Source organism: Streptomyces sp. Isolate_45 (assembly GCF_024721315.2).
GTDB lineage: Bacteria > Actinomycetota > Actinomycetes > Streptomycetales > Streptomycetaceae > Streptomyces.
Genome location: NZ_JANFAK020000006.1, coordinates 84,193 through 108,459 on the forward strand (window position 1 = coordinate 84,193; position 24,267 = coordinate 108,459).

At 72.1% G+C, this 24,267-nt stretch carries 20 protein-coding genes; 10 read left to right on the forward strand and 10 right to left on the reverse strand.

Translation table 11 applies throughout. From position 1 onward, the window contains the following. Positions 1–130: 130 nt before the first annotated feature. The 5 genes from NOD94_RS03970 to NOD94_RS03990 form a co-directional block, all read right to left on the reverse strand. Entirely contained in the window at positions 131–1,555 is a 1,425-nt protein-coding gene (locus NOD94_RS03970; RefSeq protein ID WP_281204259.1) for an FtsW/RodA/SpoVE family cell cycle protein, read from the reverse strand. Beyond that, entirely contained in the window at positions 1,543–2,802 is a 1,260-nt protein-coding gene (locus NOD94_RS03975) for an LCP family protein (RefSeq protein ID WP_281204260.1), read from the reverse strand. Before NOD94_RS03975 ends, NOD94_RS03970 begins: the two co-directional genes overlap by 13 nt. Before the next feature lie 77 nt (positions 2,803–2,879). Next, positions 2,880–4,325 (reverse strand): HAMP domain-containing sensor histidine kinase, encoded by a 1,446-nt coding sequence (locus NOD94_RS03980; protein WP_281204261.1) that lies wholly within the window; start codon positions 4,323–4,325, stop codon positions 2,880–2,882. After that, positions 4,318–4,998, reverse strand: a complete 681-nt coding sequence (locus NOD94_RS03985) for a response regulator transcription factor (protein WP_281204262.1) — start codon at positions 4,996–4,998, stop codon at positions 4,318–4,320. The genes NOD94_RS03980 and NOD94_RS03985 overlap by 8 nt, the downstream gene beginning before the upstream one ends. Before the next feature lie 33 nt (positions 4,999–5,031). Further along, positions 5,032–5,529 carry a hypothetical protein gene (locus NOD94_RS03990; RefSeq protein WP_281204263.1) on the reverse strand — a complete coding sequence of 166 codons (498 nt, stop codon included), beginning with the start codon at positions 5,527–5,529 and terminating at the stop codon, positions 5,032–5,034. 304 nt (positions 5,530–5,833) lie between these two features. On the opposite strand from NOD94_RS03990, the gene groES reads away from it, so the two are divergent. Together groES and groL are read left to right on the forward strand one after the other, a co-directional pair. Then, complete coding sequence (gene groES / locus NOD94_RS03995) at positions 5,834–6,142, forward strand: co-chaperone GroES (RefSeq protein WP_055418319.1); 309 nt, start codon at positions 5,834–5,836, stop codon at positions 6,140–6,142. A 132-nt stretch (positions 6,143–6,274) separates the two neighbouring features. Beyond that, positions 6,275–7,903: a chaperonin GroEL gene (gene groL, locus NOD94_RS04000; RefSeq protein ID WP_281204264.1), complete on the forward strand. Its 1,629-nt coding sequence runs from the start codon at positions 6,275–6,277 to the stop codon at positions 7,901–7,903. A gap of 68 nt (positions 7,904–7,971) precedes the next feature. Here the strand turns inward: groL and NOD94_RS04005 are convergent, their stop codons facing one another. Both NOD94_RS04005 and NOD94_RS04010 read right to left on the reverse strand, forming a co-directional pair. Continuing rightward, positions 7,972–8,685 (reverse strand): ester cyclase, encoded by a 714-nt coding sequence (locus NOD94_RS04005; RefSeq protein ID WP_281204265.1) that lies wholly within the window; start codon positions 8,683–8,685, stop codon positions 7,972–7,974. Between the two features lie 129 nt (positions 8,686–8,814). After that, positions 8,815–9,588, reverse strand: coding sequence for an SDR family oxidoreductase (locus NOD94_RS04010; protein WP_281204266.1), 774 nt, complete (start codon positions 9,586–9,588; stop codon positions 8,815–8,817). A 182-nt stretch (positions 9,589–9,770) separates the two neighbouring features. On the opposite strand from NOD94_RS04010, the gene NOD94_RS04015 reads away from it, so the two are divergent. After that, the gene (locus NOD94_RS04015; protein WP_281204267.1) at positions 9,771–10,670 is read left to right on the forward strand and encodes a LysR family transcriptional regulator; all 900 of its coding nucleotides are present in this window, start codon (positions 9,771–9,773) and stop codon (positions 10,668–10,670) included. A gap of 121 nt (positions 10,671–10,791) precedes the next feature. Here the strand turns inward: NOD94_RS04015 and NOD94_RS04020 are convergent, their stop codons facing one another. Further along, positions 10,792–11,118 carry a WhiB family transcriptional regulator gene (locus NOD94_RS04020; protein ID WP_031145825.1) on the reverse strand — a complete coding sequence of 109 codons (327 nt, stop codon included), beginning with the start codon at positions 11,116–11,118 and terminating at the stop codon, positions 10,792–10,794. A 379-nt stretch (positions 11,119–11,497) separates the two neighbouring features. On the opposite strand from NOD94_RS04020, the gene NOD94_RS04025 reads away from it, so the two are divergent. The 4 genes from NOD94_RS04025 to NOD94_RS04040 all read left to right on the forward strand — a co-directional run bounded on the left by NOD94_RS04025 (position 11,498) and on the right by NOD94_RS04040 (position 16,053). Continuing rightward, the gene (locus NOD94_RS04025) at positions 11,498–12,109 is read left to right on the forward strand and encodes a response regulator transcription factor (RefSeq protein WP_003948568.1); all 612 of its coding nucleotides are present in this window, start codon (positions 11,498–11,500) and stop codon (positions 12,107–12,109) included. A 392-nt stretch (positions 12,110–12,501) separates the two neighbouring features. Next, positions 12,502–13,131, forward strand: a complete 630-nt coding sequence (locus NOD94_RS04030; RefSeq protein WP_281204268.1) for a sigma-70 family RNA polymerase sigma factor — start codon at positions 12,502–12,504, stop codon at positions 13,129–13,131. 131 nt (positions 13,132–13,262) lie between these two features. Then, positions 13,263–14,771: an IMP dehydrogenase gene (guaB, locus tag NOD94_RS04035; protein WP_281204269.1), complete on the forward strand. Its 1,509-nt coding sequence runs from the start codon at positions 13,263–13,265 to the stop codon at positions 14,769–14,771. Positions 14,772–14,928: 157 nt separating this feature from the next. Beyond that, on the forward strand, positions 14,929–16,053 hold the full coding sequence (locus NOD94_RS04040; RefSeq protein WP_281204270.1) for a GuaB3 family IMP dehydrogenase-related protein: 1,125 nt from the start codon (positions 14,929–14,931) through the stop codon (positions 16,051–16,053). A gap of 69 nt (positions 16,054–16,122) precedes the next feature. Here the strand turns inward: NOD94_RS04040 and NOD94_RS04045 are convergent, their stop codons facing one another. Together NOD94_RS04045 and NOD94_RS04050 are read right to left on the reverse strand one after the other, a co-directional pair. After that, positions 16,123–16,617, reverse strand: coding sequence for a hypothetical protein (locus NOD94_RS04045; protein ID WP_281204271.1), 495 nt, complete (start codon positions 16,615–16,617; stop codon positions 16,123–16,125). Positions 16,618–16,809: 192 nt separating this feature from the next. After that, positions 16,810–18,039, reverse strand: a complete 1,230-nt coding sequence (locus tag NOD94_RS04050; RefSeq protein ID WP_281204272.1) for a nucleotide sugar dehydrogenase — start codon at positions 18,037–18,039, stop codon at positions 16,810–16,812. A gap of 268 nt (positions 18,040–18,307) precedes the next feature. Here NOD94_RS04050 and NOD94_RS04055 point away from each other — a divergent pair, with 268 nt between their 5' ends. The 3 genes from NOD94_RS04055 to NOD94_RS04065 form a co-directional block, all read left to right on the forward strand. Further along, on the forward strand, positions 18,308–20,014 hold the full coding sequence (locus NOD94_RS04055) for a glycerol-3-phosphate dehydrogenase/oxidase (RefSeq protein ID WP_281204273.1): 1,707 nt from the start codon (positions 18,308–18,310) through the stop codon (positions 20,012–20,014). Between the two features lie 149 nt (positions 20,015–20,163). Then, positions 20,164–23,256: a serine/threonine protein kinase gene (locus NOD94_RS04060; protein ID WP_281204274.1), complete on the forward strand. Its 3,093-nt coding sequence runs from the start codon at positions 20,164–20,166 to the stop codon at positions 23,254–23,256. A 93-nt stretch (positions 23,257–23,349) separates the two neighbouring features. After that, positions 23,350–24,267, forward strand: a 918-nt coding sequence (locus tag NOD94_RS04065) for a protein kinase (RefSeq protein WP_348652310.1), incomplete at its 3' end; no start/stop codon positions are given.

The following is a 24,267-nucleotide window of genomic DNA, read 5'->3' on the forward strand; positions in this document are numbered from 1 at the left end:
GTTCCTCGGGCCCGCAGGGCTGGTCGGGGGTGCGGGGCGGGGTGTCCTTGGCCCGCATCAGGGCGGGAAACCACCAAACCCGCCCTGATCCGGATCGAGGGCATCCCGCCCACCCCCGACCCGCTCCCGCCTAAACCCCCGCCCCCGCCCCGGCCCCCGTCCCCACCCCCACCATCGGGGTGATCGTCGTTTCCGCCGGGTCGTAGGTGTCCGCTTCGCGTTGGCGTTCCGCGCTGTCGCTGATGCGGAGCAGGAGGGCGATCATGATCCAGTTGGCCAGCAGGGACGAGCCGCCCTTCGCGAGGAAGGGCAGGGCCTTGCCGGTCAGGGGGATGAGGCCCGTGACGCCGCCGGCGACCACGAACACCTGGAGCGCCAGCGCGGCGGCGAGGCCGACCGCCAGGAGTTTGCCGAACGGGTCCCGCGCGGCCAGTGCCATCCGTAGCCCGCGCTGCACGAGGAGCGCGTAGAGGAGGATGACGGCCATGACCCCGGCCAGGCCGAGCTCCTCGCCCACCGTCGTCAGGATGAAGTCGCTGCGGCCGGCGAAGGCGATCAGCTCGGGGTGCCCCTGCCCGAGGCCGGTGCCGGAGATGCCGCCCGTGCCGAAGCTGAACAGGGCCTGGGCGGACTGGTCCGAGGTGACGCCGGGCGGTCGGTTCTCCCAGTAGTACGAGAGCGGGTTCAGCCAGGCGGCCACGCGGGCCTTCACGTGGGGCTCGGTCGAACCGACGACGAAGGCCCCCACGGCGGCCATGAGCAGGCCGCACACGATCCAGCTGGTGCGTTCGGTGGCGACGTACAGCATGACGACGAAGACACCGAAGAAGATCAGCGAGGTGCCCAGGTCACGCTCGAAGACAAGGACCAGCATCGACACGATCCACACGGTGACGATCGGTCCGAGCTGGCGCATCGGGGGCAGCCGCATGCCGAGGAACTTCCGGCCGGTCAGCGCGAGCGAATCGCGGTGGATGACCAGGTAGCCGGCGAAGAAGACCGCGATCATGATCTTCACGAACTCGCCGGGCTGGAGTGAGAAGCCGAACAGCTTGATCCACCGCTTCGCGCCGTACGTGTCCGCGCCGAAGAACGCCGGCGCGATCAGCAGCACCAACGAGCCGGCCATCGTGATGTAGATGAACCGCTGGAGCAGCCGGTGGTCGCGCAGCAGTGCCACGACGAGGAGGCAGGCGGCGACGCCGACCACCGTCCACATCAGCTGGCCGGGCGCGTTCGCGTCCGAGTTGTACCGCTCGATGTACCCCTGGTCGAGCCGGTGGATCAGCACGAGCCCGAGCCCCGTCAACAGCATGGCGAGGGGGAAGATCAGGGGATCCGCGTACGCGGCGAACCGCCGGATGCCCAGATGTCCCACGAGCGACAGCAGGCTCATGCTGATGACGAAGCTGGGCAGGTGCTGCGGCAGCTCGCCGTTCATGGCGAGGCCGGCGCTCACGTGGCCGAAGACGGCGATGCCGACGACGAGGACGAGCAGCAGGGCTTCGGTGCGTCGGCGCGGGCCCGCCGACGTGCGGGGCCTCAGTCCACGCACGGGATGCCGCCGCCGTCGATGCTGCCCTGCTGCGGCTGGGGCTGTGCATCCTGCGACCGCGAATCCCGCGGTGGGGGTGACGCGGGGGGTGAGGATGAAGAGGGAGACGTGGACGGGGATGAGGGCGGGGATGAAGACGGCGATGAGGACGTAGCGCCCGGCGCACTGGGAGTCGCAGGGGTCCGGGGACCGATCTGCTCGGCTATGAGGCGCTTTATCTTCATATCATCTACGACGTTGATGTCCTCCCCATGGTTCCTTCCGAACCCTTCGATGGGGAGTGTCATGAATTGCACTTTGCCCCCGGACAGGTTCTTCGCCTGCTTCACGAACGACAGCAGGTCCCACCCGGAGTCCGTCACGACGTCCTTCTTCGCCGTGTCGATCAGTCTGACCAGCTTCACCGGATCCGTGAAGGTCCCCGCCGAGTTCAGTTTCTGCGTGGCGCCCGCGAGGAAGGCCTGCTGCCGCTTCGTCCGGTCGAGGTCGCCCATCTCCAGGCCGTGCCGCTGGCGTACGAAGGCCAGCGACTGCCGGCCGTCGAGCTCCTGCCGGCCCGCCGGGAAGTCCGCCCCCGACCAGCGGTCCTTCACCGGCTTGTTCAGGCACACGGGGACCCCGCCCAGGGCGTCCGCGAGGTGGTAGAACCCGGCCAGGTTCAGCTCCGCGAAGTGGTCGACCGGGACGCCCAGGAAGTTCCGTACGGTGTCGATCTGCGCCCGGCGCCCCGCCTCCCGGCCCTCCTGCTCCAGCCGACGCCGGTCGTTGACGCCCTGCGAGGACAACTGGTCCTCCTTGGCGGCCTTCGCCAGCCCGTACGCCTTCTTGATCTTGTCCTTGCCGTGGCCGGGTATCGCGACGAGGTCGTCGCGCGGGATCGAGAAGGCCTTCGCCCGGCTGCCGTCGGCGGGCACGTGCAGCAGGATCATGGTGTTCGCGTTGTAGCCGCCGATGTCGGAGCTGCCCGCGTGCAGCTTGTCGAGCACCTCGTCCGGAAGCGGGTCGCCGTTCTGGTCGCGGCGGCTGTCCAGCCCCATGAGCAGGACGTTCACGTCGCCGTGCGCCGACTTCTCGGCGCCCTCCAAGGCCTTGGAGCTGCCGATGCTCGACACCAGGTCCCGGTAGACGTACCAGGCGGTGCCACCCGCCACCGCCGTCAGCACGCAGCCGGTGATCAGCAGCGTGCGGCCGATCCGGCGCCGCGAGGGCCTGCGGCGGCGGCCGGTCTTCCTCCGTTGCGCGCTCATGCCCACCGATGCTGGGGCACACCCGCTGAAGGAATCCTGAGGGCCGGCGGAACCGGGCGGCCGGGATCCGCGAACGGCTAGGGGGATCGGCCGCCGCCACCGCCACTGGCACCGCCACCACCCCCACCCCCGTCCCCGGCGCCCGGGACGCGCAGCCGGAGCCGCGCGCCGCCGTCCCGGGCGGGGAGGGCGCGTACGTCGCCCCCGTGCGCCCGGGCGATCTCCCGGGCGATGGCCAGGCCCAGCCCGGTCCCGCCGCCGGCCCGGCCCCGATCCGCGTCCAGCCGTACGAACCGCTCGAAGACCCGGATCCGGTCCGCGTCCGGGATCCCCGGACCGTCGTCCACCACCTCCAGCTCCGCCCAGTCGCCGCACGCCCGCGCCCGGACGACGACCCCGCCGGCGGCGTGGCGCAGGGCGTTGTCCACCAGGTTCGCCAGGGCCCGTTCCAGTCGGGCCGGATCCCCGTACGCCGCCACGGGCGCGCCCGCCTCCAGCCGCAACGGCACCCGGGGCGCGGGGCGGCGGGCCGCGTCCTCGGCGGCCAACAGCGCGAGGTCGACGGGCTCGGGGCGCGGCGCCGGGCCGCCGTCGAGGCGGGCGAGCAGCAGCAGGTCGGCCGCGATCCGCTGGAGCCGTTCGGTGTCGGCCAGCGCGGCGGCCACCGAGGCCCGGTCGGGCCGCTCCATGGCCAGGGCCACCTCCAGCCGGGAGCGGACGGCGGCGAGCGGGTTGCGCAGTTCGTGGGAGGCGTCGGCGGTGAACTGCCGCTGTCGCGCGTCGGAGCGTTCCAGCCGGTCGAGGGTGTCGTTGACGGTCCGGGCCAGCCGCGCGATCTCGTCCGCGCCGCCGGGGTCGGGCACCCGCCGGTCCAGCTCGCTCGCGGTGACGGAGGCCAGCCCGGTGCGGATCGCGGTGACGGGACGCAGGGCGTGGCCGGTGACCCACCAGGCCAGGGCGGCGGCGAAGGCGACGAGCGGGGGCGCGCCGGCGAGCAGGCCGGCGGCGATGGCGCGGGTGGCGTCGTCGACGTCGCCGAGCACGGTCATGGCGTAGACGGCGTACGGAGCATGCTCCCCGGCGGCCCCGCCCGCCCCATCCACCCCGCCCGCCCCCGCCCCCGGGGCGGCGACCACCACCACCGCGCGGCGTTGGCCGTCGGGGTGGGCGGGGGGCAGGACCGTCGAGCGGGAGTCGTCGCCGGGGCCGGGGCGGGGGAGCGGCGTGCCGAAGTCCGGGGCGTCCTTCGGGTCCCCGCTCGCGGCGACCGTCCGGCCGGCGGCGTCCCGCACGAGGACCAGGTCGACCCCGCCCTCGGGCGCGGGCAGCCGCCCGCCGGGGGACGGGGCCCGGGCGTCGAACTGGGCGGCGGCCTTCCGGGCGGCGAGTTCGGTGCGCCCGGTGGTGTTGTCGAGGAGGTTGGCGCGCAGCACGGCGTGCAGCCACAGCCCGCCGACGGCCAGGACGGCGGTCATGGCGAGGGCGGCGGCCACGGCGGTGCGGGCCCGGAGGCTGCTAACCACCGTCGGGCGCCATCCGGTAGCCGGTGCCGTGGACGGTGAGGATGGAGCGGCGGCCGAAGGGCGCGTCGATCTTCTTGCGCAGGGAGGAGACGTACACCTCGACGATGTTCGGGTCGATGGCGTGCGGGGCGTCCCAGACCTCGTCGAGGATGTCCTGCTTGGGGACGGCCCGGCCGGGCCGTTCCATCAGGCAGGCGAGGACGCCCAGTTCACGGGCGGTGAGTTCGATGTCCCGCGTGCCGCGGTGGCAGCGCCGGTCCTGCGGGTCGAGGACGAGGTCCCCGACCCGGAGCACGGTGGGCTCGGCGGCGCCGGCGCGCCGGGCGAGGGCCCGCAGGCGCGCGCCGAGCACGACGAAGGAGAACGGTTTGGTGAGGTAGTCGTCGGCGCCCGCGTCGAGCCCGTCGGCCTCGTCGCGTTCCCCGTCCCGGGCGGTCAGCATCAGGACGGGGGTCGGGTCGCCGTGGGCGCGCATCCGGGTGCAGATCTCGTGGCCGTCGAGGCCCGGGAGCATCAGGTCCAGGACCACGACGTCGTACGGTCCGCCGGTGCGGGCCAGGTCGAGGCCGAGGTGCCCGTCGTGGGCCACCTCGACGCGGTGGCCGTCGGCGGACAGGCCCTGCCGTAGGGATTCGGCCAGGTTCTCTTCGTCTTCGACCACCAGGATGCGCACCGGTCAAGCGTCACATACCGGGCGGGAACGCCCTCAACCGGCCGCCGGTGCCACCGCCACCGCCACCGCCGACGGCCGTCGGGAGGCGCGGACCGTGCGCGCGATGGAGGTGACGTTCCAGACGGCGACGGCGAGGCAGAGCAGCCCGGTGGCGCCCGGCAGGGCCCAGGCCCGGCGCTCGGCGGAGACGGCCTCGGTGGCGTCGGGCCCGCTGACGACGGTCGCGACGGGGGTGGTCGGCGGGGTGTCGAAGGTGGTGTCCACGGAGACCCGGGCGAGGGAGAAGGAGCCGTCCCGGGCGGTGAAGGTGCCGCCGCACATCACGCTGTCGCTGTCGCGGCGGGATTCGTACGGGGTGCAGGACACGGCGGTGAAGGAGCCCTCGACGCCGGTCAGCTGGGTCGTCATCCGGGGGATGGTGAACCAGAGCAGGATCACCGTTCCGGCGATGGAGATGGCGGTCGAGTACAGACGTCCGAAGCCGATGCCGCCCGCCGCGCGGCGCCGGCCTGCCCCCGTTGAGGTGTTCATGATCGCGATGATAGGTGTCGCCGACCTGCGGGGATACGGAAAAAAATCGGGCCGCGCACCCCTCCAGGACGCCTGCGACCAGGCCCCAACACGCCCTCCGGGCGGCCGGATCCGCGCGGCTCGGCCGGCGCGTGTTGGCACTCCGCTTGACCGAGTGCTAATCGCCGGAATAGTGTCGCACCTGGCACTCGCCACTGGTGAGTGCCAACACAGCGACAGGCTGGTCCGGCACCCGCGACGACGGATCGACCTGGTCGCCACCTCAGACAGTTAACCCCGGATCTCCGAAGGGGGAGGTCGGATCGTGACGACCACCAGCTCCAAGGTTGCCATCAAGCCGCTCGAGGACCGCATTGTGGTCCAGCCGCTCGACGCCGAGCAGACCACGGCCTCTGGCCTGGTCATTCCGGACACCGCGAAGGAGAAGCCCCAGGAGGGCGTCGTCCTTGCCGTCGGTCCCGGTCGCTTCGAGGACGGCAACCGTCTTCCGCTCGACGTCACCGTCGGCGACGTCGTCCTGTACTCCAAGTACGGCGGCACCGAAGTGAAGTACAACGGCGAGGAGTACCTCGTCCTCTCGGCTCGCGACGTTCTCGCGATCGTCGAGAAGTAATCACTTCTCCAGTTTTGCTGTGAGCTACGCCCCTGGTCACCCTGCTGATGCCGGGCGGCGAGGGGCGTAGTTCATTTCCATGCGGTCGCGGTGAGCGGCCGAGGATCGCAACGAGAGGGCGGAACCGCTCCCATGCCGAAGATTCTGAAGTTTGACGAGGACGCCCGTCGCGCCCTCGAGCGCGGCGTCAACAAGCTTGCCGACACGGTCAAGGTGACGATCGGCCCCAAGGGTCGCAACGTCGTCATCGACAAGAAGTTCGGCGCCCCCACCATCACCAACGACGGTGTCACCATCGCTCGCGAGGTCGAGCTGGACGACCCGTACGAGAACCTGGGCGCGCAGCTCGTGAAGGAGGTGGCGACCAAGACCAACGACATCGCGGGTGACGGCACCACCACCGCCACCGTGCTGGCGCAGGCGCTGGTCCGCGAGGGTCTGCGCAACGTCGCCGCGGGTGCTTCCCCGGCCGCCCTGAAGAAGGGCATCGACGCCGCGGTCAAGGCCGTGTCCGAGGAGCTCCTCGCGACCGCCCGCCCGATCGAGGACAAGTCCGACATCGCCGCCGTGGCCGCGCTCTCCGCGCAGGACTCGCAGGTCGGCGAGCTCATCGCCGAGGCGATGGACAAGGTCGGCAAGGACGGTGTCATCACCGTCGAGGAGTCCAACGCCTTCGGCCTGGAGCTCGAATTCACCGAGGGCATGGCCTTCGACAAGGGCTACCTGTCGCCGTACATGGTGTCCGACCAGGAGCGTATGGAGGCCATCCTCGATGACCCGTACATCCTGATCCACCAGGGCAAGATCTCCTCGATCCAGGACCTGCTGCCGCTGCTGGAGAAGGTCATCCAGGCCGGCGCCTCCAAGCCGCTGCTGATCATCGCCGAGGACGTCGAGGGCGAGGCGCTCTCCACCCTCGTCGTCAACAAGATCCGCGGCACCTTCAACGCGGTCGCGGTCAAGGCCCCCGGCTTCGGTGACCGCCGCAAGGCCATGCTCCAGGACATCGCCAGCCTCACCGGTGCGACCGTCATCGCCGAGGAGGTCGGCCTCAAGCTCGACCAGGCCGGTCTGGACATCCTGGGCTCCGCGCGCCGCGTGACCGTCTCCAAGGACGACACGACCATCGTCGACGGCGGTGGCAACTCCGCCGACGTCGCGGGCCGCGTCAACCAGATCAAGGCCGAGATCGAGTCCACCGACTCGGACTGGGACCGCGAGAAGCTGCAGGAGCGCCTGGCGAAGCTCGCCGGTGGCGTCTGCGTCATCAAGGTCGGCGCCGCCACCGAGGTGGAGCTCAAGGAGAAGAAGCACCGCCTTGAGGACGCCATCTCGGCGACCCGCGCCGCGGTCGAGGAGGGCATCGTCTCCGGCGGTGGCTCCGCGCTCGTCCACGCCGTCAAGGTCCTGGAGGGCAACCTCGGCCTGACCGGCGACGAGGGCACCGGCGTCTCCGTCGTGCGCCGCGCCGCCGTCGAGCCGCTGCGCTGGATCGCCGAGAACGCCGGCCTCGAGGGCTACGTCATCACCTCGAAGGTCGCCGAGCTCGACAAGGGCCAGGGCTTCAACGCCGCCACCGGCGAGTACGGCGACCTGGTCAAGGCCGGCGTCATCGACCCGGTCAAGGTCACCCGTTCCGCGCTGGAGAACGCCGCTTCCATCGCCTCGCTGCTGCTCACGACCGAGACCCTGGTCGTCGAGAAGCCGGCCGAGGACGAGGGCGACGCCGGTCACGGCCACGGTCACGGCCACAGCCACTGATCGCACGCGCCACGCAGAGAAGGCCTCGTCCCGCAGTCGCGGGACGGGGCCTTCCCCGTGATGCGGCCTCAGGACCCGTACGGGGTACCGGATCCGCCCATCTGCCGTTGCAGGGCTCCGGGGTTGTAGTGCCACCAACCCTCGACGATCTCCCCGGCCGTGCACCGGAACGTGGTGCTACCCGACATCTGGTACGACCTGCCGGTCGGGTCGACCCCCATGAACGGACCCTTGTCGTGGGTGCCGCGCCAGTTCCACACCGTCGTGACCAGATCGCCCTCGGCCAGTCGGGCCATCGGCTCGAAGGTCATGGTGAAGGCCCCGCGCCAGTTTTCGATGTCCGACCGCATGCCCTCCCGCCCGATGGTGGTGGGCTCCTCCTTGCTGATGTCGTGGTCGATGTAGTTCGCCGCGAAGCACTCGTCGAGGACGCCCATGTCCCCGCCCATGATGACTTCCTGGAACACCCGCTCGACGAGCTGCTTGTTGAGGTGCTGGTCGCGGACCACGTCGAGGTTCATGAACTTCGGCATGCCCTCGCAGAGGGCCACCATCTCCTGGAACATCCGCTCGGTCTCGGGGAGATGAGAGTTCGCCATGGCCTCCTCGTACGAGGCGAACTCCACCATGTCCACGTAGTGGTTGCGCGCCTCGCGGTCCTGGCCGAGCATCGCGCGCGTGGCGGTGCGCCTGCCGCTGCTCTGCTCCGCCCAGCGGTCGATCAGCGCGTTCATCTCGGCGAACCGTCTGGTCTCGTAATCGATCACTTGTACGAATGTCATCGCGTCGCCTCCCAGGCTGGATCGGGACACGTCCAGTTTAAGGAGATTTCACCCGGTTGGCTGGTTTGCGAACGGGCCGCACGGACCGAACGGGCTGCGCGAACCGCACGGACCGCACGGACCGCCCGGTCACTGCGGCCCGTACTTACGGCCCGTCCGGGACGACACCCCGCCGAGCAGGCCGCGCGGCGTCAGCTTCACCACGCCCATCAGTGCCTTGTACCGCGGGTCCGGGATCGACACGGTCCTGCCGCGGGCCAGGTCGGCCAGGGCCGCGGCCACCAGCTTGTCGGCGTCCAACCACAGCCAGCTCGGGATGTTGTCCGTGCCCATGCCGGCCCGCTCGTGGAACTCTGTCCGCACGAAGCCCGGGCACAGGGCCATCAGCCGCACCCCGGAACCCGCCAGGTCCTTGGCCGCGCCCTGCGTGAACTGCACGACCCAGGCCTTGCTCGCGCCGTAGGTGCCGCGCGGGACGAAGGCCGCCACCGAGGCCACGTTGATGACGCCGCCGCGACCGCGCGAGCGCATCGACGCGGTGGCCGCCGAGGTCAGCCGCAGCACCGCCTCGATGTGCACCTTGATCATGGTCAGCTCGTCGGCCATGGACACTTCGAGGTAGCGGCCCTTGTTGCCGAAGCCGGCGTTGTTGACCAGCAGGTCCACGGGGTGCGTACGGTCCTCCAGGCGGGTCTCGACGGCCGCGATGCCCTCCTCGGTGGAGAGGTCCGCGGCCAGTACCTCGGCCTCGATGCCGTGCCGGTCGTGCAGCTCGGTGGCCTGCTCGGCCAGCCGCTTGGTGTCGCGGGCCACCAGCACGAGGTTGTGGCCCTGGGCGGCGAGCCGGCGGGCGAAGGCGGCGCCGATGCCCGCCGTGGATCCCGTAATCAACGCAGTCGTCATAGGCGCAACCTAGCCGCCCGGGTCGGGGGGTGTCCCGCGGGGCGGGGCCGGTGTTCGGGCCCTCCCGCGATCCGCTACCGACCGTGCCCGCGCGGGGCGGATACGGCCACGCCCGACCGGGCGTGCTCAAAGCGGGACCCCGGTACGGGCGCCGCGGTCAAAGTCGGGCTTATGCTCAAGGGGTGATAGAGGCACGTCATCTCCGGGTCCTGCGCGCCGTCGCCGGGACCGGCTCCTTCTCCGCGGCCGCGCGCGAACTCGGCTGCACCCAGCCCGCCGTCTCCCAGCAGATGAAGGCCCTCGAACAGTCGGCGGGCACCCCGCTGCTGATCCGCACGGGCCGCGAGATGCGCCTGACGCAGGCGGGCGAGGCCCTGGTGCGCCACGCTGCCGGGATCCTGGCCGGGCTGACCGCGGCCGAGGAGGAGGTCGCGGCCATCGCCGGCCTGCGCGCCGGACGGGTCCGGCTCGTGTCCTTCCCCAGCGGCAGTTCCACGCTGGTGCCGACCGCGCTCGCGGCCATGCGCGCCGCGCACCCGGGCACCCGGATCTCGCTGGTCGAGGCCGAACCCCCGAGGTCGGTGGAAATGCTGCGCGAGGGCGACTGCGACCTGGCGCTGGCCTTCCGCTACGGCGGGGCGGCCGGTTCCGCGTCCGAGTGGGAGGACCTCGTGGTCACGCCGCTGCTCACCGACCGCCTCGTCGGGCTGGTCCCGGAGGGGCACCGGCTGGCGGGCGCGGAGCGGGTGGGCATGGCGGAGCTGGCCGACGAGCCCTGGATCGCGGGCTGCCCGCGCTGCCGCCGCCACCTGGTGGAGGTGTGCGAGAGCGTCGGCTTCACCCCGCGGATCGACTTCGCCACCGACGACTACCCGGCCGTGGTCGGCCTGGTCGGCGCGGGGCTCGGCGTCGCGGTGCTGCCGGAGCTGGCGGTGGAGTCCGTACGGGCCAAGGGCGTCAGCACCCTGGTCGTGGAGCCGGCCGTCGAGCGGGAGGTCGTGGCCCTGACGCTGCCGGACCTCGCGCGGGTACCGGCCGTCGCGGCGACCCTGGGCGAGCTGGCGCGGGCCGCCACGCGCTGACCGTACGGCGGTACGGCCGGCCGCGTGACGCCCCGGGCCCCGTCGCCCGTCGGACCCGCCGGACCCGCGGTGCGGGCCGACGGATCCGAGGAAACGTTCCTTCGGGTTCTTCGGCGTGCGGTCAGTGCGGGGCGATCGGTCCGATCGCGCTGGATGCCGGGATCAGGCGGTGCCGTGCGCGGCCCATCAGCTCCTCGCGTTCGTCCTCGGTCAGGCCGCCCCACACCCCGTAGGGCTCACGGACGGCGAGTGCGTGCGCGGCGCATTCCGCGCGCACCGGGCATCTCATGCAGACCTCTTTAGCCGAGGCCTCGCGCGCGCTCCTGGCCGCGCCCCGTTCGCCTTCCGGATGGAAGAACAGGGAGCTGTCGACCCCGCGGCAGGCAGCGAGGAGCTGCCAGTCCCACAGGTCGGCGTTCGGTCCGGGGAGGCGGGAGAAATCTGCCATTGGTAGTCCTCTTGGTGCCGGTACTGAGGCGGATACGGTCCATGTCTCCACACCTACTGTCGGAGTAGATGTAAATATGACTCATTGGGAATCTAGCCTCAGACATGTGCCAAACGGAAGGAAAGCCGCCAAATAGGGCATAGCTCCAGATGGAGGACACGCGGCACGCGCCTCCACCACCGTGATCGCTTCCTCACGTAGGGTGCCGAAGGTGTCCGTCCGACCCGTAACTCTTTCGAGTGACCATCGTTGAGAGTGCGAAGGCGGTTGAACCAAGAAGTTCTCGGACAGGTGTCCGGGGACATCGACCGCACAGGTGACGATACGTACCAGCCTGGAGGCTCAAGGTGACGCGCATCAGCAGCTGCGGAGGGCGGTCATGACATCCGTCCTCGTCTGCGACGATTCCCCGCTTGCCCGAGAGGCGCTCCGTCGCGCGGTTGCCACCGTGCCCGGCGTCGAGCGTGTGACGACGGCGGCCAACGGCGAGGAAGTCCTCCGCCGCTGGGGTGCCGACCGATCGGACCTCATCCTGATGGATGTCCGGATGCCCGGGCTCGGCGGTGTCGAGACGGTCCGCCGACTCCTCTCGGCCGACCCCGGCGCCCGCATCATCATGCTGACGGTCGCCGAGGACCTGGACGGCGTGGCCCTCGCCGTCGCCGCCGGCGCCCGCGGCTACCTGCACAAGGACGCCTCGCGCGCCGAACTGCGGGCCACGGTCACCCAGGCCCTCGCCGACCCCACCTGGAGGCTGGCCCCGCGCCGGCTGCGCTCGGCGGAGATGGGCGCGGCGCCCACCCTCACCGCTCGCGAGATCCAGGTGCTGGAAGGCATGAGCCACGGCCGGTCCAACGCGGAGATCGGGCGCGAGCTCTTCCTCTCCGAGGACACGGTCAAGACCCACGCCCGCAGGCTGTTCAAGAAGCTCGGCGCCTCCGACCGGGCGCACGCCGTGGCGCTCGGGTTCCGCTGGGGCCTCGTCCGCTGACGACGGGCCCCGGGGTCGGCCGCCGCGAGCGGTCCCGTCCGCCACCGGCGGACGGGGCGGCGCCCCCCGGCAGCCCCCCGGGCGGCGCACCCGCGAGGGTGCCCCGCGACGGCGGGAACGCTTGCGGCCCGTGTCCCGCCGAACCCGGTGCACGCCCGGGGATTGGCGGGGCACAATCAAGGGGACGTGTCGCTTCGGGCGCGATGCCGCATGCTTGAGGTGTGCCGCATTCTTGGAGACGTGCAGTCCTCGGGGAAGATCCGGGCCGAGCGGAGGGGAGGGTGCAGGAGATGACTTCCGGCGCACCCGCTCCCAACGCCCCGCATAACGCTTCGACGCACAACACGGACCGCGGTGCCGCGAATGCGTCGGCGCCAAGGCACCATGGATTGATGCGCGACGACGAGGCCCAGGGGTCCCCCGCGGCCACCGGCCAGAACGGCGCCGCCAAGAGCGGCGGTGCCGGGGCCGTCAGCGCGCTCGTGCGGCGGGCCGTCGACGGTGACGAGCAGGCCACGCACGACCTGCTCGCCTTCGTGCACCCCCTCGCCATCCGCTACTGCCGTACCCGCCTGTCAAGGCTCCCGGGTGACGCTCGTCACTTCGTGGAGGACCTGGCGCAGGAGGTGTGCGTCGCGGTCCTGATGGCGCTGCCCCGCTACCGCGACACCGGTCGCCCCTTCGAGGCGTTCGTCTTCGCCATCGCCGCCCACAAGGTCGCCGACCTCCAGCGCGCCGCGATGCGCCATCCCGGCAGCACGGCCGTGCCCTCCGACGAGATGCCGGAGCGGCCGGACGACTCCCTGGGGCCGGAGGAACGCGCCCTCCTCAGCAGTGACGCCGCCTGGGCCAAGAAGCTGCTCGCCAACCTGCCCGAGAACCAGCGCGAGCTGCTAGTCCTGCGGGTGGCCGTCGGGCTGACCGCCGAGGAGACCGGGCAGATGCTCGGGATGTCCCCGGGCGCGGTGCGCGTCGCGCAACACCGGGCGCTCAGCAGGCTCCGGGCGCTCGCCGAGCAATGAGCCCGTCCGCTCCGTCGATTTCATCGTAGGAAAGGACGAAAATTCTACTTGGTCTTGGTCGTGGAATGAGACGCCTCGGGATCCCGTTAGCATGGACATCCGCGATGAGCAAGACCATTTGGGAAGGTGTCATGACTGACAGCGGTTCGACCGGAGTGCCCGACAAATTCGCCACGCTCGGACTGACCTACGACGACGTGCTGCTGCTGCCGGGCGCGTCGGACATGGCGCCCGACGCGATCGACACCTCCTCCCTCATCTCGCGCAACGTCCGCGTGAACGTCCCGCTGCTGTCGGCCGCCATGGACAAGGTCACCGAGGCCCGCATGGCCATCGCGATGGCCCGTCAGGGCGGCGTCGGCGTCCTGCACCGCAACCTGTCGATCGCCGACCAGGCGAACCAGGTCGACCTGGTCAAGCGCTCCGAGTCCGGCATGGTCACCGACCCGATCACGGTGCACCCGGACGCGACGCTGCGCGAGGCCGACGAGCTCTGCGCGAAGTTCCGGATCTCCGGCGTCCCGGTCACCGACCCGGCCGGCAGGCTGCTGGGCATCGTCACCAACCGCGACATGGCCTTCGAGTCGGACCGCGGCCGCCAGGTGCGCGAGGTCATGACCCCGATGCCGCTGGTCACCGGCAAGGTCGGGATCTCCGGCGTGGACGCCATGGAGCTGCTGCGCCGCCACAAGATCGAGAAGCTTCCGCTGGTCGATGACGCGGGCATCCTCAAGGGCCTCATCACGGTCAAGGACTTCGTCAAGGCCGAGAAGTACCCGAACGCCGCCAAGGACAAGGGCGGCCGACTGCTGGTCGGCGCGGCCGTCGGTGTCGCCGGGGACGCGTACGAGCGCGCGCAGGCCCTGATCGAGGCGGGCGCCGACTTCATCGTCGTCGACACCGCCCACGGCCACTCGCGTCTCGTCGGCGACATGGTCTCCAAGATCAAGTCGAACTCCTCGGTCGACGTCATCGGCGGCAACATCGCAACCCGCGACGGCGCCCAGGCCCTCATCGACGCCGGCTGCGACGGCATCAAGGTGGGCGTCGGACCCGGCTCCATCTGCACCACCCGCGTCGTCGCCGGCATCGGCGTCCCGCAGGTCACCGCGATCTACGAGGCCTCGCTGGCCGCCAAGGCCGCGGGCGTCCCCGTCATCGGCGACGGCGGCCTGCAGTACTCCGGCGACATCGCCAAGGCGCTCGTCGCGGGCGCCGACACGGTGATGCTCGGCTCGCTGCTCGCCGGCTGCGAGGAGTCCCCGGGCGAGCTGCTCTTCATCAACGGCAAGCAGTTCAAGTCCTACCGGGGCATGGGCTCGCTCGGCGCCATGCAGTCCCGCGGCGACCGCAAGTCCTTCTCCAAGGACCGCTACTTCCAGGAAGGGGTCGGCGGCGACGACAAGCTGATCCCCGAGGGCATCGAGGGCCAGGTCCCCTACCGCGGCCCCCTGTCGGCGGTCGTGCACCAGCTGGTCGGCGGTCTGCGCCAGTCGATGTTCTACGTCGGTGGCCGCACCGTTCCCGAGCTGCAGGACCGGGGTCGGTTCGTCCGGATCACCTCGGCGGGCCTCAAGGAGAGCCACCCGCACGACATCCAGATGACGGTGGAAGCGCCGAACTACAGCCGCAAGGGCTGAAACGCGTGAGGTGAGGGGCGGACCCGGCGGAGCGCCGGGTCCGCCCCTTCGCCGTGCCCGAGCACGGCCGCGTACGTCCGTACAGCGGTCACCGAAACGCAGTCCCGCGCCCGTCGGGGATACTGGACGGGCAGACCCAGAGGAAAGGCCACCACACGTGACTGAGATCGAGATCGGGCGCGGCAAGCGCGGCCGCAGGGCGTACGCGTTCGACGACATCGCCATCGTCCCGAGCCGGCGTACCCGGGACCCGAAGGAGGTCTCGATCGCCTGGCAGATCGACGCGTACCGCTTCGAGCTGCCGTTCCTGGCCGCCCCCATGGACTCGGTCGTCTCCCCGCAGACCGCGATCCGCATCGGCGAGCTCGGCGGCCTCGGCGTGCTGAACCTCGAAGGACTGTGGACCCGCCACGAGGACCCGCAGCCGCTGCTCGACGAGATCACCGGGCTGGACGGGGCGACGGCCACCCGCCGCCTCCAGGAGATCTACTCCGCGCCGATCCAGGCCGACCTCATCCGGCAGCGCATCAAGGAGGTGCGCGACGCGGGCGTCGTCACCGCCGCCGCGCTCTCCCCGCAGCGCACCGCCGAGTTCTCCAAGGTCGTCGTCGACGCGGGCGTGGACATCTTCGTGATCCGCGGCACGACGGTCTCCGCCGAGCACGTCTCGGGCGCCGCCGAGCCGCTGAACCTCAAGCAGTTCATCTACGAGCTCGACGTCCCGGTCATCGTGGGCGGCTGCGCCACCTACACCGCGGCCCTGCACCTGATGCGCACCGGCGCCGCGGGCGTCCTGGTCGGCTTCGGCGGCGGAGCCGCGCACACCACGCGCAACGTGCTCGGCATCCAGGTCCCGATGGCGACCGCCGTCGCGGACGTGGCCGCGGCCCGCCGCGACTACATGGACGAGTCCGGCGGCCGCTACGTGCACGTCATCGCCGACGGCGGCGTGGGCTGGTCCGGCGACATCCCGAAGGCCGTCGCCTGCGGCGCCGACGCCGTGATGATGGGCTCCCCGCTGGCCCGTGCCACCGACGCGCCCGGCAAGGGCCACCACTGGGGCATGGAGGCCGTCCACGAGGACGTGCCGCGCGGCAAGAAGGTCGACCTCGGTACGGTCGGCACCACCGAGGAGATCCTCACCGGCCCGTCGCACTCCCCGGACGGCTCGATGAACATCTTCGGCGCGCTGCGCCGCTCGATGGCCACCACCGGCTACAGCGAGCTCAAGGAGTTCCAGCGGGTCGAGGTCACCGTCGCGGACTCGCAGCACCGCCGCTGACCCCGCGGGTCGTACGCGTACCGGAGGGCCGGACCCCGAGAGGGGTGCCGGCCCTCCGGCGTGCGCGGGTCAGCCGCCGGCCTTCCTGGCCGCCGCGAAGGCCACGGCGGCGCCGATCACCGGGAAGGCGTAGTCCGTCACCTCGGCCGATTTCCGCCAGATGCCGAGGAGGCCGCCGATGCCCTGGTCGCCGATGACCTCGATCAGGCCCGTCGCGTTGACGTCGGCGATGACGAGGGCGATGAAGAGCAGCTGGCCGAGGTGCAGGGCGCCGAGCGAGAGGGCCGCGGCGGCCGCGGGCAGCAGCGGGCCGCGCCCACCGGCCTTGCCCGCGGCGAGGCCGACGAGCAGGCCGACGGCGACGGCCGCGTAGCTCGCCTGGCGGTCGATGGAGTAGCCGATGGCGCTGTAGGCGCCGGCCCCGAGGAGGGCGGCGGCGAACGCGGCGGCGAGGCCGAGGCCGGAGCTGCGCGGGACGGAGGCCGGGAACGCCATGGCGGCGGTCGAGGCGGTCGGCGCGGTGGCGCGGGCTGCGGACGCGGGCGTCCGGTAACTCTGGGTCATTTCGAAAATCCCCCCCCAGGGATTCGTACGCGCATGGGTCCTTCGGTCATAAGCGCGTGATAAGCGACGCCGCAGGCTAACAGGGAGCACTGACATCGCACGGGGGTATTTCGCTCACCTGGCCGAGTCGGGGCGGGACGTGACCGGATGGGGATCGGACCGTGATCCGAACGGATCGGGGGGATGTCGGGTTCAGAGACGGTGCGCCGCCCCGGCCGGGCTGGCGCCGCGGGTGTCCAGGAGCAGTTGGGCCTTCACGGCGAGGCCCTGGAGGTCGTACGTGCGGTGGTGCTGGAGCAGGATCGTCAGGTCGGCGTCTGCGGCCGCCTCGTAGAGCGACTCGGCGCGGGGCACGGGCCGGTCCCGGACCCGCCAGCCGGTGATGTACGGGTCGTGGTAGCTGATCAGGGCCCCGAGGTCGATGAGCCGGCTGGCGATCTCGCGGGCGGGTGACCCCTCCTGGTCGGCGAGGTCCTGCTTGTACGTGACCCCGAGGAGCAGCACCCGGGCGCCGCGGGCGGACTTGCCGTGCTCGTTCAGCAGGGTGGCCGAGCGCTGGATGACGTACTGCGGCATCCGGTTGTTGATCTCCTGGGCCAGGCCGACCATGCGCAGGGGGTGACCGGGGGTGCGGGTGGTGTGCGGGAGGTAGGTGGGGTCGAGGGGGACGCCGTGGCCGCCGACGCCCGGGCCGGGCCGGAAGGCCTGGAATCCGTAGGGCTTCGTCTCGGCGCAGCGGATCACGTCCCACAGGTCGACGCCGAGGTCGTGGCACAGGACCGCCATCTCGTTCATGAGGGCGATGTTCACGTGCCGGTAGTTGGTCTCCAGCAGCTGCACGGTCTCCGCCTCGCGCAGGCCGCGGGCGCGGACGACCTTCTCGGTGAGCCGGGCGTAGAAGGCGTGCGCGGACTCGGTGCACGCGGGTGTGAGGCCGCCGATGACCTTGGGGGTGTTGGCGATGCCGTGGGTGCGGTTGCCCGGGTCGAGCCGGCTGGGGGAGTAGGCCAGGTGGAAGTCGCGGCCGGCGCGCAGCCCGGAGCCCTCTTCGAGGATCGGTCGCAGGTACTCGTCGGTGACGCCGGGGTGGGCGGCGGACTCCAGGATCACGGTGGTGTGCGGGCGCAGCCGGGCGGCGAGCGTACGGCCCGCCTCGCCGACCGCGGACAGATCGAGCGCACGATCGGCGCCGAGCTGGGTAGGGGCACAGATGACGGCGGTACGGACCCGGCCGAGCTCGACGGGGTTGGTGGTGATGCGGAAGCCGGCCGCCGACATCCGGCGGATCTCGGCGGCGGTGAGGGTGCTGTCCGTGGCCGGACCGCTGTCGTAGCCGACGGTCTCGATTCCGGCGGCGACGGCCGCCTGGGCGAGGGGGAGGCCGAGGTGGCCGAGTCCGATGACGGCGAGATCTGCGGGCATGGGGGGCCGTCCCTTCCCTTTCCCTGACGTGAGGGGGCGGTGCTTGCTCGTCCGGTGGACAACGGGGGACCCGAGCCCGACAGGAGCTGGCGCTATGTCAGACTAGGCGTATATATGACAGAAATGTCGCATTCTGGGGTGGTGGTCGCCGTTGTGTTGTCCACAGGCGGTGGCTGATGTGGGTGATGACGGTCACAATCGTGAACGGGGGACGTGGGCGGGACCGCCCGCACCGAGCGGGTACGGCCCGCACCAACGGGAGGCAGCCGTGAGGACAGCGACACTGGGACCGGCACAGCGCGCGGAGGCGCTCGCCCGGATGGCCGAACGCGAACTGGACGTCCTGGTCGTGGGCGCGGGCGTGGTCGGCGCCGGCACCGCGCTGGACTCCGTGACCAGGGGCCTGTCGACCGGACTGGTGGAGGCGCGGGACTGGGCCTCCGGCACGTCGAGCAGGTCGAGCAAGCTCATCCACGGCGGACTCCGCTACCTGGAGATGCTCGACTTCGCGCTCGTCCGCGAGGCCCTGAAGGAGCGCGGACTGCTGCTGGAACGGCTCGCCCCGCACCTGGTCAAGCCGGTGCCGTTCCTCTACCCGCTCCAGCACAAGGGCTGGGAACGCTTCTACGCCGGCTCGGGCGTCGCCCTCTACGACGCCATGTCGTTCTCCAGCGGGCACGGTCGCGGCCTGCCCACGCACCGGCACCTGTCGCGCACGCGGGCGCTGCGCATCGCCCCGGCCCTGCGCAAGGACGCCCTGGTGGGAGCCCTCCAGTACTACGACGCCCAGATGGACGACGCGCGCTACGTCGCCGCGCTGGTGCGGACGGCCTCCGCGTACGGGGCGCACTGCGCCAACCGGGCGAGGGTGGTCGGCTTCCTGCGCGAGGGCGAACGGGTCGTCGGCGCGCGGGTGCGGGACGTGGAGGGCGGCGCCGAGTACGAGATCCGCGCGAAGCAGGTCGTCAACGCCACCGGGGTGTGGACGGACGACACGCAGGCGCTGATCGGCGAGCGCGGCCAGTTCCACGTCCGGGCCTCGAAGGGCATCCATCTGGTCGTGCCGAAGGACCGGATCCATTCGAGCACGGGGCTGATCCTGCGGACCGAGAAGTCGGTGCTGTTCGTGATCCCGTGGGGACGCCACTGGATCGTCGGGACCACGGACACGGACTGGGACCTCGACAAGGCCCATCCGGCAGCCTCCAGCGCCGACATCGACTACCTGCTGGAGCACGTCAACTCGGTCCTGGCCGTGCCCCTGACGCGCGACGACGTCCAGGGCGTCTACGCGGGCCTGCGGCCGCTGCTGGCCGGGGAGTCGGACGCGACGAGCAAGCTCTCGCGCGAGCACACGGTGGCCCATCCGGTGCCGGGGCTCGTGGTGGTGGCGGGCGGCAAGTACACGACGTACCGGGTCATGGCGAAGGACGCGGTCGACGAGGCGGTGCACGGGCTGGACCAGCGGGTCGCGGACTGCGTCACGGAGGACGTGCCGCTCGTGGGGGCCGAGGGCTACCGGGCCCTGTGGAACGCCCGCGCCCGCACGGCCGCCCGGACGGGGCTTCACGTGGTGCGGGTGGAACACCTGTTGAACCGGTACGGCTCGCTGACGGAGGAACTGCTCGACCTCATCGCGAAGGATCCCGGACTCGGCGAGCCGGTGTCCGGGGCGGACGACTACCTGCGGGCCGAAATCGTCTACGCGGCCTCGCACGAGGGGGCGCGGCACCTGGACGACGTGCTGACGCGGCGGACCCGCATCTCCATCGAGACCTTCGACCGGGGGACCCGGTCCGCGCGGGAGTGCGCGGAATTGATGGCTCCGGTACTGGGGTGGGACAAGCAGCAGATCGAGAAGGAAGTGGAGCACTACGAAAAGCGGGTACAGGCGGAACGGGAGTCGCAGCGCCAGCCCGACGACCAGACGGCGGACGCGGCGCGGCTGGGGGCGCCCGACATCGTTCCGTTGTAACTCCGCGATGCGGAAGGCGGAACCGCAGACCCGGGGCGCCCGTCCGTTGCGGAGTGAGCAACAATGAGGTTTCTGCCGGGGCGGGTTATCGTGCCCCCCGGCGGCTGCCGGGGCAGCCGGGGCAGGCTGCACGAACGCAGAGGGGACGCATGTCGAAGCCGGAGCACACCGAGTCGCCTGCCGGGGCGCCTGCGGCGAAGCGGGATGGCGCGGACGAGGCTGCGTCTTCGGCGGTGCCGTCCGCGGGCGCGCCCGCGCAGGACGTGAAGCCCGAGGCCGCGAAGACCGTGCCCGCGCCGAGGTCCCGATCCGGATCGGGCACCGGGGGGCGCAAACCGGCCACCCCGTCGGCGGCGAAGCGGAAGCCGACTCCGACGTCGGCCAAGCCGGCCGTGGCGGGCTCCGAGGCAGGGCCGCAGGGTGCGGCCGACGGCCGGGCCGACGCCGTGGACGCGACGCCGGATGCCGCCAAGACCGTTGCACGGGGCGGGAAGCCGGGTACGGCCACGGCCGGGACCGGTGCCGGTGGGACGAAGCCGAGTGCCTCCAAGGCCGGGCCCGCCAGGACGAAGCCGCGTACGACCGGGACGGCTCCGGCGGACGCGGAGCCGGACGCGGAGCCGGGCACGGCCGACGCGCCCGTGGCTGGTTCCGGTGGGTCCATACACCCGACGAAGAAGCCGCGCGGGCCGAAGGCGGGGGCCGGGGCGAAGCCGACCCCGGCTGCCGACGAGGCCGACGCGCCTGTGACGGAGCCCGCTGACGCCGCGTCGGCCGATGCCGAAGCCGACGCCGAAGACGCGAAGTCGGCCGCGGGCGCAGGTGCCGCGAAGTCGGCCGTCGCCAAGGCCGCGGTGGAGCCGGCGGATGCCCGGCAGGCCGATGCCGACGCCGAGGTCGAAGACGTGAAGCCGGCCCCGGGGGTCGGGGCCGGGGCCGGTTCGGCCTCCGCTTCCCCTTCCGCGAAGCCGAACTTCGCCAAGCCGGCTGCCCGGCCCGCTGACGTGACGTCGGCCGAGGTCGAGGCCGGTTCCGAGTCCGCGAAGCCGAACCCGGCCGGGACCGCACCCGCCGAGGCCGAGGCGGCTGCTCCCCGGCCCGCGGAGGTGAAGCCCGCCGCCGGGGCCGCGAAGCCGAAGCTCGCCGAGCCCGCTGACGCCGCGCCGGCTGCGGCCAAGGCCAAGGCCGAGCCCGTGGACGCGAAGCCCGCCGCGAAGCCCCTCGGGGACGACGGCGTGCGGCGGCCGACCGGGGCGGTGCGGACCACCGCCTTCCCGCCCGCGCCCGGCCAGGGCAACGGCAAGGACCAGGGCCGTCTGCTCGCCGGCCGGTACCGGCTGGGCTCGGTGCTGGGCAAGGGCGGCATGGGCACCGTGTGGCGCGCCGAGGACGAGGTCCTCGGCCGGACCGTCGCCGTCAAGGAACTCCGTTTCGGCAGCGGCGTCGACGAGGACGAGAAGCGCCGCCTCATCACCCGCACCCTGCGCGAGGCCAAGGCCATCGCCCGCATCCGCAGCGCGGGCGCCGTCACCGTCTTCGACGTGGTCGACGAGGACGCCCGCCCCTGGATCGTCATGGAGCTCGTCGAGGGCTCCTCCCTCGCCGAGTTCATCCGGGAGAACGGCCCCCTCACCCCGCGCCGCGCCGCCGAGGTCGGCCTCGCGGTGCTCGACGTCCTGCGCGCCGCGCACCAGCAGGGGATCCTGCACCGTGACGTGAAGCCGTCCAACGTGCTCATCGCCGGCACCGGTCGTGTCGTCCTGACGGACTTCGGCATCGCCCAGGTCGAGGGCGACCCGTCCATCACCTCCACCGGCATGCTCGTGGGCGCCCCCTCGTACATCTCGCCCGAGCGCGCCCGCGGCCAGAAGCCGGGCCCGCCCGCCGACATGTGGTCCCTCGGCGGCCTGCTGTACGCGGCGGTCGAGGGCGTGCCCCCGTACGACAAGGGCTCCGCGCTCGCCACCCTGACCGCGGTGATGACCGAGGCGGTCGACCCGCCGAAGAACGCCGGTCCGCTGACCGAGGTCATCTACGGCCTGCTGGTGAAGGACCCGGCCCTACGGCTCGGCGACGAGCAGGCCCGCACGATGCTGACCTCGGTGCTCAACGCCCCCGAGCCCGAGCCCGTTCCGGTGTCCCCGCCGGCCGTGGAGGAGACGCGTCCGATCTTCCTCGCGGTGCCGGACGTGGCAGCGGAGAAGGCGGCCGAGAAGGCCGCCAAGAAGGAACGCGACCGGCGTGAGCGCGAACAGCGCGAACGGACCCGCGCCGCGCTGAAGTCGACGCGCAAGGCCGCTGCCGCCGAGGCCGCGGCGACCGCTTCCGCGGCCTCCGCGGCCGAGGCGCCGGCGGCCCGGCCAGCTTCCGTGCCGGCGTCGCTCACCGACGTGATGTCGCGCCGCACCATCGTGCTCGCGATAGCGGGCGTCGTCGTGGTCCTCGCCGTGATCGGCTCGCTCATCGCGTACGCGATCCGCGGGGACGACGACGGTGACCGCAAGGACCAGGGCAAGGGCGGGACGGGTCCGGTCTCCTCCGGCAGCCCGTCACCCGGCGCGTCACCCGGAACGGGCGCGGGCGGCACCGCCCCGAGCCCTTCCGCGACCCCTCCCGCACAGGGCGGCCAGCCCAGCGGCAACCCCGGCGGCGCGAGCGCGGACCCCGGCCAGGGGCAGGGCCAAGGCCAGAACCAAGGCCAGAACCAAGGCCAGGGGCAGGGCCAGAACCAAGGCCAGGGTCAGGGTCAGGGTCAGGGCACCGGTCCGGGAGGACCCGGCGGACTGCCCGCCGGGTACGCCATGGTGTCGGAGCCCCGGTTCCGGTTCTCGATGGCGATGCCCGAGGGCTTCCACCAGACCGGCACCGCCGGCCAGAGCTCCGGCGGCATATTCAGCCGCGACGGCGGCTTCCCGCGGATCCAGGTCGACTTCGGCGACAAGCCGACCGACGACGCCCGTCTCGCCTGGGCCCAGCTCGCCCCCGCCGTGGCGGGCAGCAGCAAGAACTACCGCCTCCTGCGCTTGGACACGGTCGACTACCGCGGCTACCCGACCGTCGCCGACTGGGAGTTCGAGCGCGAGCAGCAGGGCGTCAAGGTCCGGGTCCTCAACCGGGGCTTCAAGGTGGACGCGAAGCACGGCTACGCCATCATGATCAGCTGCGCCGTCGACCAGTGGGACGGCGCCGAATGCACCCAGATGCGCAACACGGCGTTCGAGACCTTCCAGGTGCTCGGCTGACGAGCCTTGCCAGTGCCCGGGACGCGGGCGGCCCGAGCGTCGTATCGTGTCGACGGGGGCCATGGGGGGCCCGACGCACTCGGGGGAGGCGATGTGGAGGACTACGCGGGCCGGATCCTGGCCGGCCGCTACCGTCTGCCGCTGCCGCCGTCCGACGCGTACGAGGTGCTGGAGACCCGGGCCTTCGACACGCGTAGCGGGCAGGAAGTCCTGGTCCGGCAGGTGCCGTTGCCGGAGGTCGTGGACGCGGAGCTGCTCGACGGCTCGTACGATCCGCAGGCCGGGCAGGGGCAGCGGACGGGTGAACTGCCCGCGGTGCGCAGGGCCATCGCCGCCGCGCAGGCGGCCGCGTCCGTACCGGACCACGCGCGGCTGGACCAGGTCTTCGACGTGTTCGCCGAGGGCGGTTCGCTGTGGATAGTGAGCGAACTCGTCCCCGCCAGGCCGCTGGCCGCGTTGATCGCCGAGGAGCCGCTGAGCCCGTACAGGGCGGCGGAGGTGGCCTCCGACGTGCTGACCGCGCTGCGGGTGCTGCACGCGCACGGCTGGACGCACCGGAACATCACCGTCCGGACGGTGTTGATATGCGACGACGGCCGGGTCGTCCTGACCGGGCTGGCGGCCGGCGCCGCCGAGGAGGCCCTGTGCGGGTACGACCCCGTGCCGCGCCCGGACTTCGAGGACCCCGCGGACGCGGACCCCGGATGGGGCCCGCCGCCGGGCCCCGGCCCCGGTTACGGGGTGCCGTCGCCGGATCCGTTCGGTTCCGCCTTCGGGTCGGGGCCGCAGCCGCCCGCGCCGGATCCCGCGTACCGCCCGGAGCCCGCGGCGCCCGAGCCGGCGTACGCGCCGCTGGTGGCGCCCGGGTACGACACCGGGCCGAGGTACTCCGACCACATCACCCCGCAGCGGGCCCTGCCCCCGCAGGACGACGCGGCCGACCTCCAGGCGACCGCCCGCGCCGGGACCATCGCCGCCTACCGGGCCGGGGCGCGGGCCGCCGCCGCGAAG

Bases quoted from the DNA above. Each gene is read 5' to 3' on its own strand.
- NOD94_RS04045 (WP_281204271.1), bottom strand. From the start codon at position 16,617: ATGACCCAGAGTTACCGGACGCCCGCGTCCGCAGCCCGCGCCACCGCG.
- NOD94_RS04005 (WP_281204265.1), bottom strand. From the start codon at position 8,685: ATGACATTCGTACAAGTGATCGATTACGAGACCAGACGGTTCGCCGAG.
- NOD94_RS04060 (WP_281204274.1), top strand. From the start codon at position 20,164: ATGTCGAAGCCGGAGCACACCGAGTCGCCTGCCGGGGCGCCTGCGGCG.
- NOD94_RS04050 (WP_281204272.1), bottom strand. From the start codon at position 18,039: ATGCCCGCAGATCTCGCCGTCATCGGACTCGGCCACCTCGGCCTCCCC.
- NOD94_RS03975 (WP_281204260.1), bottom strand. From the start codon at position 2,802: ATGAGCGCGCAACGGAGGAAGACCGGCCGCCGCCGCAGGCCCTCGCGG.
- groL (WP_281204264.1), top strand. From the start codon at position 6,275: ATGCCGAAGATTCTGAAGTTTGACGAGGACGCCCGTCGCGCCCTCGAG.
- NOD94_RS04030 (WP_281204268.1), top strand. From the start codon at position 12,502: ATGCGCGACGACGAGGCCCAGGGGTCCCCCGCGGCCACCGGCCAGAAC.
- NOD94_RS04010 (WP_281204266.1), bottom strand. From the start codon at position 9,588: ATGACGACTGCGTTGATTACGGGATCCACGGCGGGCATCGGCGCCGCC.
- NOD94_RS04020 (WP_031145825.1), bottom strand. From the start codon at position 11,118: ATGGCAGATTTCTCCCGCCTCCCCGGACCGAACGCCGACCTGTGGGAC.
- NOD94_RS03990 (WP_281204263.1), bottom strand. From the start codon at position 5,529: ATGAACACCTCAACGGGGGCAGGCCGGCGCCGCGCGGCGGGCGGCATC.
- NOD94_RS04025 (WP_003948568.1), top strand. From the start codon at position 11,498: ATGACATCCGTCCTCGTCTGCGACGATTCCCCGCTTGCCCGAGAGGCG.
- guaB (WP_281204269.1), top strand. From the start codon at position 13,263: ATGACTGACAGCGGTTCGACCGGAGTGCCCGACAAATTCGCCACGCTC.